Origin of the sequence: Bacillus sp. R86525 (genome assembly GCF_042466195.1) — a bacterium.
In the GTDB taxonomy this organism is placed as follows: domain Bacteria; phylum Bacillota; class Bacilli; order Bacillales; family Bacillaceae_G; genus Bacillus_A; species Bacillus_A nitratireducens.
In genome coordinates, this window is sequence record NZ_JAXHPX010000006.1 from 12,602 (window position 1) to 25,753 (window position 13,152).

Consider the following 13,152-nt stretch of genomic DNA (forward strand, 5'->3'; position numbering starts at 1 on the left):
TATTGAAAAATTATTGGTAAAATAGATAGAAAAATCCTTCATATAAAAAATTTAAGTTTGCAGTAATTAGATTTGAATGAAGATAATATAAGGATGAATGTCAATATGAGAAATGATGGTCAGTTAATGAGTCTTCAAAATGTAAGCGTTAACAAATTTATTTAACTAGATGTATTAACTTGATTTTTTTTACAGAATTTTCTTTGATGAAAGTGTAATTAAAAAATTAAAAATCTATCTTATTATTTTTTCTTTTATATTCACAGAATATCAGTGAAGCTATACATAATGTTTTTTAAAATTAAATAAGAAAAAGTTTTGAAGCAATACTTGCTGGAGATACGTATATAAAGGAATATTGGTTTAACTATTTGGTATTGAACATAAATGTATTTCGAGTTCATTATTTGTTTATCCAAAATCAATTAAATCACTTTTTATTAGAATAACAACAATGCACAAAAACATAACATAAATAGTGAGGGATCTATAAATGAATAAAAATATTAATCGTGTAGTTTTAATTGGTACAGGGGCCGTAGGATGTAGTTATGCATATTGTATGATTAATCAGGGCCTGGCAGAAGAATTCGTTCTTGTGGATGTAAATGAAGCAAGAGCAGAAGGAGAAGCAATGGATTTAAGTCATGCAATTCCTTTTTCACCATCACCAACAAAAGTATGGAAGGGTAGCTGTGAGGACTGTAAAGATGCGCAAATTGTTGTAATTACAGCCGGATTGCCACAGAGACCAGGTGAAACACGTTTAGACTTAGTTGAAAAAAATACTAAGATTTTTAAAGAAATTATTCGTAATGTCATGTCAAGCGGATTCGATGGTATTTTCTTAATTGCAACAAATCCAGTGGACATTTTAACATATGTAACTTGGAAAGAATCTGGGTTGCCGAAAGAGCGCGTAATTGGTTCAGGTACAACACTTGATTCTGCACGTTTCCGTTACATGTTAGGAGAATATTTTGAGATTGATCCTCATAATGTTCATGCTTATATAATTGGTGAACATGGTGATACGGAGCTTCCGGTTTGGAGTCATGTGTCAGTTGGCGTTCAAAAGCTACAAACCATTTTAGAAAATAAAAGTCAGTATAATCAAAGTGACTTAGACGAAATTTTTGTTCGTTCACGTGATGCGGCCTATCATATAATTGAACGTAAGGGAGCGACCTGTTATGGAATCGGAATGTCTTTATTACGTATAACTAAGGCAATTCTACATCATGAAAATAGTGTGTTAACAGTATCTGCATACCTTGAAAATGAATATGGTCATAATGATGTATATATAGGAGTTCCTGCTGTTATAAATCGTCAAGGTATTCGGGAAATTATAGAAATTGAGTTAAATGCAGAAGAAAAGTTTAACTTTAATCATTCTGTACATACATTAAAAGAAACCATGTCACCAATACTATAAGGTGAATTTATCTTATAACATTATGTCGAATATATAAATACTTAGCAACAGTTTAAATGTACATAATCTAATATACTCTGAAAGTAAATAAGATTCTGCACGACATTAGTTCATAACATATCAAGATTGAGCGTTTTTAGAATCGACATAATTATTTATAGCTAAATATGTTATGATTTTCACAAAAGGTTGATACCTTTTGTGCATAGTTTCCTTTAAGTAACTAAATACAGACATATTTGATTAAATAAAAAGCACTTTTTTATAAATTTAAGGAAGTGCCTTTTTATTTGTTATTAAACATTAGAAATCTATTAAACTATATACATTTATAGAAGAGAGCAATTCCTGTGTGCATCTGGCTATCGTTTAATTACATTCTTAATGGACGTTTATAAAACAATGAGCATACAGTAGGAAATGTGAAAATTAGGGGGATAATGGAGCATACAAAGTTGGCAATAAACCTTAGGGAAAGGAGGGAACGAGATGAGAAATTTCTTTGAAGAAAAATATACAAATTTAGAATTTAAAAGGGAACTAATAAATATTATAAGTAAAATCAGTGAATATAAAGGAGCAATATCAGCATATCAAACTCAAAAACCTGAGATCTTTGATCTTTTGGAAAAGAGTATATCCCTACAATATATTAAAACTTTTCCTAATATATATGACAAGTTTACATTCTCAAATAAACAGTTAAAAAAATTTGTTTCTAATCGTGTTAGCCCTCAAACATTGGAAGAGGACGCTTTATTTTGTTATTGCAAAACATTAGAACTTGTGCAAAAAGAAAATCACAAACTGCCTATTAAACCGCAAACAATTCAAGAACTGCACTTCCAATTACTGAATTATTCAACGTCTGAAAGTGGTAATTGGAGAAAAAACGAACTTGTTTTATCATGTATTCCAATGTTAAATGATCAATCCAAATCACGCACAGTTGTTTTATATGATATGGTTCCGCAATATTTGTATCATCTATGCGAACAATATAATGCATTAAGAGCTAAAGGGAATTTTCATCCGCTCCTACTAATTCCTCAATTTATCCTAAATTTCCTATGTATTTATCCATTTAATAAAGGGAATGGCAAGTTAGCAAAAATATTAATTCAATGGTTATTAATTGAAAGTGGATTTACATTTGTAAAATATACATGTATAGATAAATATTTTAAAGAATATGAATCAGATTATTATGATGCTTTGTATAAATCCGCGGCTAACTGGCATCAAGGCGATCATAATGTAGTTTTCTGGATGAAAATCTTTTTGGATATTGTTTTAGCTGCATATAAAGAATTAAATAGTTTGATAAAAAATTATATAAGCACTCATACTAAAAGAAAAAGAATTGAAAAATACATAGACAGGCAAAATCATCCTTTTACTAAAGAGAATATTCGAAACATGCATCCAGATATAAGTGAAAGTACTATAAATAAAACATTACACGCTTTAAATTCACAGGGATATATTAAATTGGTTTCTAAAGGCAGGAATGCAGAATGGATAAAGCGTAAATTAACTTAGGGTATAAACCAGAACACTAACAAATAATAAACAAGGAGAACCCTTCTGGGTTCTCCTTGTTTATTATTTGTTAGATTAATGTATCTTTTAGAAGGCTAAAGAAGTAAAATAGACTATTAATTGCAATCTAATCATAAAATTTTGTATCATCTCTTTAAGAAAGACGGGTCTACTTGATAGGATTTTCTATACCAAATTGTTCCTTTTTACGCATAGTGTAATAAATAGGAAGACCGAGTGCGGTTAAACCTATTCCACATAAAGCTAGTAAAGGTTGAGTAAATAAGGTATTAATAACAATGAACAATCCGCCAATAATAGCAACTAATGGTATAAAAGGATACAATGGAACTTTATAAGGTCGCACAAGCTCAGGTTCTCTTTTTCGTAAGATAAATACAGCAAGGAATGTCATTGTGTAGAATATCCATATTACAAATACCAACATATCAGTAAGAGTATTGAATCCGCCAATAGCCATCATAATAATTGAAATAAATAGCATAAATAGACCAGAATTATAAGGGACCCGACTATTTTTAGATAATGTAGCAAACCATTTACTAAATGGTAATTTGTTCTCAATAGCCATGGCATAAGGAATTCGCATTCCCGTCATAATATAACCATTAATCGTTCCAAATACGGAAATTAAAATGCCAATGGTAACTAGTTTTCCTCCCATAGCTCCAAAAAGAATTGTAGCTACTTGAGAAGCGGGTGTATCAGTACCTGCGAGCGATGTTGCAGACATGACCATTAGGAAAGCGACATTAATTAATAAATAAACAACCATTACTGTTGATAATCCTAATACGATTGCTTTAGGCAAGTCTTTTTTAGGGTTTTTCATTTCTCCAGCAATATTCCCTACATGAATCCATCCATCATAGGCGAACATTGTTGCGAGTAAACCAGATCCAAGTGCAGATATCATAGATTTGTTCGGCCCTGTCTCAATTGGAAAAAGCTGAAAAGTAACGTCACTTTTGTGTAGTAATCCAAAAATAATAATTAATGCTAATGGAACCAATTTGCATATAGTCGAGGCCATTTGGATTCCACCAGCTGCTTTAGCTCCTAAAAAGTTCATAAGAGTTACAAATGTTGCGGTGATAATTGCGATTGCGATAATTAGCATTTTGTGTTCATTAACATTTAGGCCAAATAAACTAACCGTTTGTGTCCCGAAAATAATAGCAAGTGCTGCAATATTTGCAGGGAAGTATATGACAGTTTGTGCCCATCCAAGCAAGAAAGCAGTTAAGTTTCCATAAGTTCTCTTTAGATATGCCATCATTCCCCCCGTTTCAGGAATAGCGGCAGATAGTTCAGCAGCAGTTAGCCCTGCGCAAACGGTTAAGATACCACCAATTACCCATGCAAGTAATCCTAGGCTTGCTGTTCCTGTTACTCCATATAATGCAGTGGGCTTGAAAAATACTCCGGCGCCGATAACGGTACCAATAACTGTGGTTAATGCTGCAAAGAAACCAATATCCTTTTTAAGTTGTTGTTGTGACAAAATAATCACTCCCAATTAGAAAAATATATAAATTCTCTTATGAATTCATTATCTTGTTTGTTAAATTATTTGATAGTATATCCTGTATCCATACAAATAGCCGCCCCTCATCCTTACCATATAGGGAATTTGAATAAATTTCAGATACTAAAAAAAATGAAATTAAACGTATAGGTAAAGAAAGTTTAATTTCACCTCAAATCATGTGAAAATTTTCACATGATTTAAAGTGAGTAAAGTTCCATGAATTATACATTAAAAGAAATTCTTTAATTTAACCCGAAATATGGATTTGAAAACGAGATTTCGTTTTTATGAATAATAAGAATAGATGAGGTATTTTAATATTCTGATATAGGAAAATAATAAATTAAAATTCAAAAGAGAAGATATATTCTTGTGAAGAATATCACAAAGTATTGAGAGATTCAATCATATTTTCGATATAAAATATAGAAAATCAGCTAAATAAAACGTTTTGTGAAATGTTTCACAAAATTGTTGACCTGTTATTTTTACTAATGGTATCTTGTAGGTGCAATCCAATGTTATAAATTAAATTATATTCAAAAAATATTATAAAGGTAAATATTATGAATTTTGTATTTGTCTGACAATAGTTAATTTGATTTATAACTCACTCTAAAAAAGGATGTGTTGATATGAAAATTGGTGTAGTGAAAGAGATAAAAAAAGGGGAAGCTCGTGTAGGGATGACTCCAGAAAATGTTCAAAAATTGGTTGTAGCTGGAAATGAATTATTAGTACAAAAAGATGCTGGATTAGGTTCTGGTTATACGAATGATGAATATATAAATGCAGGAGCAAGCATAGTAACTCAAGGTGAAGCATGGGATGTTGATATGGTAGTAAAGGTAAAAGAACCACTACCTGCGGAATACCATTACTTTAAAAAGGATCTAATTGTATGGGGATTTTTACATCTTGCCGCTTCTAAAGAGTGTGTGGAAGCAATGAGAAATGCTGGAACTACTGCGATTGCTGGTGAAACTATTAGTGAGGATGGAAATTTAGCATTATTAAAACCTATGAGTGCAATTGCTGGAAGACGCGCGGTATTTATGGGAGCTTATTATTTAGAAAAACAACATCAAGGTGAGGGGATTTTATTATCAGGTATTGAGGGAATCCCAGCCGGAAAAGTTGTAATTCTAGGTGGAGGGAATGCTGCAACTAATGCCTGTGATATGGCAATTGGGATTGGATGTAGTGTTACAATTCTAGAGGTTAATCAAGAAAGAATTGCATATTTAAGAAAGCAATACGCAACAGAAGAAGTAAATATAATTGAATCTAATACTGAAAATTTAGAGCGAACGATTAAAGAGGCAGATTTATTTATTTCAACAATCTTAATACCAGGATCTCGCCCTCCTAAAATTGTTAAAGAGTATATGGTTCAATCTATGAAGCCAGGAAGTGTCATTGTTGATATCGCAATAGATCAAGGTGGTACAATAGAAACGATTGACCATTATACAACTCATGATAACCCTGTATTTATTAAACATGATGTAATCCATTATGCAGTACCAAATATGCCTGGTGCCACCCCACGTACTTCAACTATGGCGTTGGCAAATGGAAATATTGAGTATTTACTAGCGATTGCTAAAGATGGATTAGAAAAAGCAATTCAAAATAAATCATCATTAGAATCTGGGGTAAATGTTTATAAAGGTATTATTACCTATGAAAATTTAGGTCTGACGCTAGGTTTGGACTTTAAACAATTGAAAGAAGTGTTAGTATGATTAGCAAAAACGTATTGTTAGATATTACTGACATTAAAAAAGCCAAAGAAATTCTTGACGTAAATGCTCGAAAAACACCTTTGGTTAAATCTTTCTATTTAACCAGTAAAACCGGTGGAGAAATTTATTTGAAGCTAGAAAATATGCAGTTAACAGGTTCATTCAAATTTCGTGGTGCATTTAATAAAATTTCCCAACTAACGAATGAAGAAAAAGAACGTGGTGTAATCGCTTGTTCAGCTGGTAATCATGCACAAGGAGTTGCATTATCTTCCCATTTACTTGGAATTAAAAGTAAAATTGTAATGCCAACCTCCGCACCGCAAGCTAAAGTGGATGCGACCAGAGGATATGGTTCTGAAGTTATTTTATACGGTGATACCTTTGATGATGCAAAAGCGAAATGTGAAGAGATTATAAAAGAAACAGGCGAAACCTACCTACATCCATATGATGATGTAGAAGTGATGGCTGGCCAAGGGACAATTGGTTTAGATATTCTGGATGATATGTGGGATGTTGATACTGTTATTGTACCTATTGGTGGGGGAGGAATTATTTCAGGAATTGCTGTAGCACTGAAATCATTTAACCCCTCTATTAATATTATTGGCGTTCAGGCAGATAATGTTCATGGAATGAAAGCTTCTTATGATGTTGGGAAAATTGTAGAACATTATGATTCGCCGACAATAGCGGATGGTTGTGCAGTTAAAATACCAGGAAATTTAACTTTTGAAATTGTAAAAGACCTAGTAGATGACATTGTAACTGTATCAGAAGAAGAATTAGAAGTGGCAATGAAAGACTTACTGCAACGCGGAAAAGCTGTCGTAGAAGGTGCGGGAGCATTAGCTACAGCCGCTCTTCTAGCAGGGAAAGTTGATAAATATGTGCAGGATAAAAAAGTAGTAGCGGTTATTTCAGGCGGCAATGTGGATTTAAAACGTATTTCAAGTGTATGTGAGCATTTCTTTGTTGCCAATGAGGTAAAATAACGATTGAAGAATCTTTTAAAATAGAATCATTTTACTAAAGGGGGGCTAGGAGAAGATATCTTAGCTCCCTTTTAAATAAATGGAGGCGTGTGTTATGGCCAACTTATTTAGGAAAAAATCCGTTAGGAAATTGTTAGAAGATAGTAAAAGTAAGACTTTGACAAAAACATTAGGCGCATTTGACCTTACCATGCTAGGGATTGGCGCAATAATTGGTACAGGAGTGCTTGTATTAACTGGATTAGTAGCAGCAAGAGATGCTGGTCCAGCAGTTATTTTTTCATTTATGATTGCGGCAATTGTTTGCGGATTTGCAGCCCTATGTTATGCAGAAATCGCCTCTACCCTTCCAGTATCTGGTAGTGTATATACCTATTCATATGCGACAATTGGTGAGTTTGTAGCTCATTTAATGGGCTGGACCTTACTGTCAGTATATATAGTTACAACTGCGGCGGTAGCAGGTGGATGGACAGGCTATTTCCACAACTTAGTAAGTGGATTTGGGATTGAAATTCCAAAATCACTGTTAACGATTCCAACGCAAGGTGGAATCGTTAACTTACCAGCAGTAATCATTACTTTGATATTAACTTTGTTATTATCAAAAGGCACGAAGGAAAGTAAGCGAGTGAATAACGCAATGGTATTAATAAAAATTGGTATTGTTATTTTATTTATTTCAGTTGGTATATTTTACGTGAAACCAGAAAACTGGATACCATTTGCACCGTACGGTATAAGCGGAGTTTTTTCTGGAGGAGCTGCAGTATTCTTTGCTTTTTTAGGATTTGATGCGTTAGCAACGTCTGCTGAAGAAGTGAAAAATCCACAACGTGATCTACCAATTGGTATTATTGCTTCGTTAGTTATTTGTACAATTATTTATGTTATAGTCTGTCTTGTTATGACAGGTATGGTTTCGTATAAGGAATTAGATGTACCAGAAGCAATGGCTTACGTATTAGAAGTTGTAGGACAAGATAAAGTGGCTGGGATAATCGCAGTTGGAGCTGTAATTGGTATTATGGCTGTAATTTTCGCTTACATTTATGCAGCAACACGTGTATTCTTCGCGATGAGCCGTGACGGTTTATTACCAAAATCTTTTGCAAAAATTAATAAGAAAACAGAAGCGCCAGTATTCTCAACTTGGTTAACAGGGATTGGTAGTGCTTTAATTGCTGGATTTATCGATTTAAAAGAATTGTCGAATTTAGCGAATATTGGAGCGTTATTAACATTCGCCATGGTTGGTGTAACTGTTATAATTCTTCGTAAAACACATCCGAATTTAAAACGTGGTTTCATGGTACCACTGGTACCAATCTTACCGATTATTTCAATAACATGTTGCTTATTCTTAATGGTAAATCTACCTTTAAAAACTTGGGTTTATTTCGGTATCTGGTTATTTATAGGGGTAATAGTATATTTTATGTATTCTAAAAGACATAGTCAATTAAACAAACTATAAATGAGAAATATCAGAGACAAAGGTTATCACGCCCTACATGTCTGAGCAAGTAGTATTCTTTTCTTTTGGGATGTATCTTTTCTTTTTATAAAAAATTCGATCAAAAGAACTTGGAAATATATGTTATACGTAAAAAAACGAATCTATTTTCAAAATAGATTCGTTTTTTTACGTATAACATATTTAAAAGATGTTTGGTTAATATCCGCTTATATTTTTTTCTTAAAGAAGATAAATCATCGTTAATTCAATTTTAAATAAAGTGACTTTATTTAAAATTGAAATTAGAAAAGGTTACGTATTTTACTTTTGGATAGTGAAAATTCTTAAGTTTATGAGCATGAAATTTATCTAAACGCCCTCAAGGAGATATTTTGAATTAACAAATATATATAAAGTACCAAGCATGTACACAATAAGAACAAATAACCCTTTTTATACAACTACAACTACACATCAGGAAGCAAAAATATATTTATCTTAAAAATAGTAACCCACGTTTTATTTCCTTGGATGGTTAGCTACTAAAAACGAATGGAGAGTATGTGTTTATGAAAATAAAACAGTCAAGTCCTAAAGGGGTATGGAAAAAAAGAATGTTAATATTTCTTTTGATTGTTTTCGGATTGATTATTGCAGGAGTTAGTTATTGGAACCTTTCACCTACTCCAAAAGCGTTGCTCATAAAAAAAGCATTTGAAGGTGGGATGTTTGTTCAGTCGGATAATTATCAAAACGCTTTAAAAGAAACACAAATTGTTAAGGACATCAATTATAATTCTAAATTTCCTGATGGTATATTAGACATTATTTATCCGAAAAACCATACTGACAAAATACCTGTTATTTTTTGGGTGCATGGGGGTGGATTTGTAGGCGGAGATAAATCCGATATCACTGGTTATGCAGTAGAATTGTCTGCCCAGGGTTATACAGTGATAAATATAAATTATGCTCTTGCACCTAAGATGAAATATCCTACACCAGTATTACAACTTGGTGAGGCTTATGAATATATAAAAGAAAATGCAAAGAAATATAATTTAAAACTTGATCAGGTTTATTTTGCAGGAGATTCTGCTGGAGCACAAATATCTGGACAATTCGTTAATATTCAAACATCTCCCAATTATGCAAGGTTAACTAAAATTAATCCCGTTGTTAAGCCTGCTACAATTAAAGGTACGTTACTATTTTGTGGTCCATATAATATGCCTGCATTAGCTAAAATGGAAACAACTAAAGAAGTACAAAATTTTATGCGTACCACTGGTTGGGCTTACTTTGGGAAAAAGGATTTTGAAACATTACCTGAAATAAAAATTGCTTCTATCATTAAACACGTTACAAAAGATTATCCACCAACATTTATTACAGATGGAAATACTGCATCATTCGAAAATCAAGCCAAAGCATTAGCTTCTGAGTTAGAAAGTAAAAGAGTACCTACAGAAAAACTCTTCTTTGATAGAAATATTTCTGGTGAGTTGGCTCATGAATTCCAATTTAAAATGAATACACCAGCAGGGCGAGAAACTTTTAATAAAGTTCTTGAATTTTTAAATGAAAATAAATAGTTTGCCTAAAATCGAATACAAAAGTTCAGCCATTATTATAAAAATTATAAGAACTAAGCTATCTTTTCTGTGGAATCATAGGAAAAGATAGTGTTTTTTATCTCCTGATAACTTACAAATTTAAACTGAAATAGAAAAAAGGAATGAAGTAATCTGATGGGAGTAATCACCTTAGTGATTTCAATGTATACATGACGAATCAGCTTGTATTTATTTCCTTGATAGGATTTTACATAATATTAAATTTTTATGAATTATTAATCAGTAAATAATTCGATTTAAAGTATTATTCACACGAAATGAATACCTTTATGTAATTTATTTGATTTATATGATAGTTAAGAATACCAAATCAAAACATAAAAGCTCATTATTGATTGATATTTTATAAAGTTGTATTAATATGTGTCATAAAATAACATCTAAATATAAATATAAATATAAATATAAACAGAATAAAGGAAGGGCTATGTAAAAAGTAATAAATACGAGTTCATGAACTGTTTTAGCACGTAAGCACATGCTAAAGAAACGAGAACTATTAAATTTATCAAGGAAATGAGAGGGAGATACTATGGGGAATAAATCAAAGCATAAAACCAAAAGAATACTTGTAGCTATTGCAACCTTAACTATATTTGCTTCTGGAATGGCTTCTTCATCAGATGTCTTTGCAGAGGAAACAAAGCAGCAAAAAAAAATATCGGCATCACTTCAAGAGGAAAAGTTAGTTAAATCAGAAAACAGAACGTATACAGTCCCAGGAAAAGGGGATGTTGAGGTACTGAAACAACAGGAAAGAAAAAATATGGCATTTAGTCCATATGAACCAACTGGTTTATATGCAAAACCAAATGAACAAATAACGATTAATGTAGAAGGAAATCAAGATATTCAAGCATACATTGGAACGTATTCGTATGATGCTTCTTGGAGAGAAGATTCTAAAATAAAATCATTTACATTAAAACCGGGTATAAACACAATCCAATCTCCAAATGGAGGGATGATTTATTTTTATAATAAACAACAAGGTGGTACCATTCGAACAACAGTCACAACAGGTGGAACGATTACTCCTTTCTTTGAACTAGGAAAGCATACAAAACAAGATTTAATAAACATGCTGGACCAATATCCAAATGCACATGCAGTGGAGTTAAAAGGAGAACGAGTATTAATTACGGCCAGCCCTGCACGTGTTAAGAAATATTTGTTGGGTTCTAATACAGATCCTGTACAACTCTTAAAAAAGATGGATGAAGCTACTCGAGTTCAAGACAAAGTAGCTGGGTTATCCGAAGAACAAGTAGATAAACATTATATTCATTACGTAGAAGAAAATCATTCACCGGATTATTACATGTATGCAACTTCTTATCGAACCGCATATGTGGGTGATGCAATCTAATACGTATTAGATATTAATAAATTTATAAAAGATGGCTGGGGTCCATGGCATGAGGCAGGACATTTGAGACAACAATCGCCCTGGAAGTTTTATAACATGACAGAAGTGCAAAATAATATATACAGCCTTTCTGTAGAAAAAGCATTTAATCAACCATCTAATTTAGAGAAAAGTGGAATTTATCCGAAAGCGTTTCAATACCTAGAACAAACGAATAAAAATTATGACGAAATTAGTGATGTTTTTGTTAAGCTTGTTATGCTTTGGCAACTACAGTTAGCATATGGAGAGGACTTCTATCCTACATTTCATCAATTGTATAGAGACATGCCTTCAAATGAAATTCCACAAACGGATGAAAATAAAAAACAATTATTTATGATTTCAGCATCAAAAGTAGCCAAACAAAATTTGATTCCTTTCTTTGAGAAGTGGGGATTACGTCCAAATAACGATACTATTCAAAAAGTGGCCGCATTAGGTTATCCAATTTTAACAGCAGAGATTTGGAAGGGTACGGATTCTAATCCAATTAAACCAGATATGCCTAATGTAAATAATATTTTAGAAGGAAACAAGTTTGCGTGGTCATTAAAAGGATATAGTGATAGAGAAATTGCAAAAGTAGATTATGATAAAACGGCAGAAGAGATGAAGGTAAAACTAGAAGCGGGTGTACCACATTCCTACTTTGCTAGTACGTATGCCAGTATTAAGGTCCAGAATTCTTCTGGCAACGTTCTGTACAATAAGGAAATCGTGGGAAATAAACAACAAAATGCTGAAACACAAAAAGTTTCAGTAAAGATCGGCGATTTTATTGAGCTTACACATTTAGAAGGCAGAGAGAGGGCAACATTAATAAATTTAGATAATAATAAACGTGAAAGCCTTGATGAAAAAGTAATGTATGAAGTTACAAAGGATGGCCTGAAAAAAGTAAATCAAATTGTTAATCCGAAACCAGATACAGAGGCTCCAACACAGCCACAAGGATTATATGCAAGCAACCTTACTTCTAACAGTGTAGAGCTAAAATGGAATCCTTCTACAGATAATGTAGGTGTAAAAGAATATCAGGTATTACGCGATGGACAATTGATTCAAACGGTACAAGGAACGACGTTTACTGATCAAAACTTAACAGTTAATAAGGAATATAAATATGCAGTGAAGGCTGTAGATGCAGCTGGAAATACATCAATTCAAAGTAACATTCTTCCGGTAAAAACAAAAGATCAAAATGCATCTTATGAGAAATGGGATCCAAAGAAGGCGTATACAAGGGGAGACAAAGTAGAACATCAAGGGAAAGTGTATGAAGCTGTTCAAAATCATCAAGGAAATGGTGACCCAAATTGGATATTTGCATTATCGTTATGGAAACCACTTACAATCAAGTAATATGT

At 32.5% G+C, this 13,152-nt stretch carries 8 protein-coding genes and 1 pseudogene; 8 read left to right on the forward strand and 1 reads right to left on the reverse strand.

Features of this window, described 5'->3' with window-relative positions; translation table 11 throughout:
* Positions 1-493: 493 nt before the first annotated feature.
* Positions 494-1,438, forward strand: coding sequence for an L-lactate dehydrogenase (locus SJY24_RS01235; protein WP_078204050.1), 945 nt, complete (start codon positions 494-496; stop codon positions 1,436-1,438).
* A gap of 489 nt (positions 1,439-1,927) precedes the next feature.
* Positions 1,928-2,980, forward strand: a complete 1,053-nt coding sequence (locus SJY24_RS01240) for a Fic family protein (RefSeq protein ID WP_377863454.1) — start codon at positions 1,928-1,930, stop codon at positions 2,978-2,980.
* Between the two features lie 169 nt (positions 2,981-3,149).
* Here SJY24_RS01240 and SJY24_RS01245 read toward each other — a convergent pair whose 3' ends face one another.
* Positions 3,150-4,505: an APC family permease gene (locus tag SJY24_RS01245; protein ID WP_377863456.1), complete on the reverse strand. Its 1,356-nt coding sequence runs from the start codon at positions 4,503-4,505 to the stop codon at positions 3,150-3,152.
* A 662-nt stretch (positions 4,506-5,167) separates the two neighbouring features.
* Here SJY24_RS01245 and ald point away from each other — a divergent pair.
* The 6 genes and pseudogenes from ald (at position 5,168) to SJY24_RS32070 (ending at position 13,147) form a co-directional block, all read left to right on the forward strand.
* Positions 5,168-6,280 (forward strand): alanine dehydrogenase, encoded by a 1,113-nt coding sequence (gene ald, locus SJY24_RS01250; RefSeq protein WP_377863457.1) that lies wholly within the window; start codon positions 5,168-5,170, stop codon positions 6,278-6,280.
* Entirely contained in the window at positions 6,277-7,278 is a 1,002-nt protein-coding gene (gene tdcB / locus SJY24_RS01255) for a bifunctional threonine ammonia-lyase/L-serine ammonia-lyase TdcB (RefSeq protein WP_377863458.1), read from the forward strand. Before ald ends, tdcB begins: the two co-directional genes overlap by 4 nt.
* A gap of 94 nt (positions 7,279-7,372) precedes the next feature.
* A complete protein-coding gene (locus SJY24_RS01260) occupies positions 7,373-8,755 on the forward strand; it encodes an amino acid permease (RefSeq protein WP_377863459.1) in 1,383 nt (460 codons plus the stop codon).
* A 551-nt stretch (positions 8,756-9,306) separates the two neighbouring features.
* Positions 9,307-10,332: an alpha/beta hydrolase gene (locus SJY24_RS01265; RefSeq protein ID WP_377863460.1), complete on the forward strand. Its 1,026-nt coding sequence runs from the start codon at positions 9,307-9,309 to the stop codon at positions 10,330-10,332.
* Between the two features lie 574 nt (positions 10,333-10,906).
* Positions 10,907-12,694, forward strand: a pseudogene (locus tag SJY24_RS01270) (M60 family metallopeptidase); the annotation flags it as partial.
* Entirely contained in the window at positions 12,692-13,147 is a 456-nt protein-coding gene (locus tag SJY24_RS32070) for a carbohydrate-binding protein (protein ID WP_483861722.1), read from the forward strand. The pseudogene SJY24_RS01270 and the gene SJY24_RS32070, both read left to right, overlap by 3 nt.
* Positions 13,148-13,152: the final 5 nt, after the last annotated feature.

What these genes read in the sequence shown, in the direction of transcription:
- SJY24_RS01265 (WP_377863460.1), top strand. Translation starts at nt 9,307, where the DNA reads ATGAAAATAAAACAGTCAAGTCCTAAAGGGGTATGGAAAAAAAGAATG.
- SJY24_RS01235 (WP_078204050.1), top strand. Translation starts at nt 494, where the DNA reads ATGAATAAAAATATTAATCGTGTAGTTTTAATTGGTACAGGGGCCGTA.
- SJY24_RS01260 (WP_377863459.1), top strand. Translation starts at nt 7,373, where the DNA reads ATGGCCAACTTATTTAGGAAAAAATCCGTTAGGAAATTGTTAGAAGAT.
- tdcB (WP_377863458.1), top strand. Translation starts at nt 6,277, where the DNA reads ATGATTAGCAAAAACGTATTGTTAGATATTACTGACATTAAAAAAGCC.
- SJY24_RS01240 (WP_377863454.1), top strand. Translation starts at nt 1,928, where the DNA reads ATGAGAAATTTCTTTGAAGAAAAATATACAAATTTAGAATTTAAAAGG.
- ald (WP_377863457.1), top strand. Translation starts at nt 5,168, where the DNA reads ATGAAAATTGGTGTAGTGAAAGAGATAAAAAAAGGGGAAGCTCGTGTA.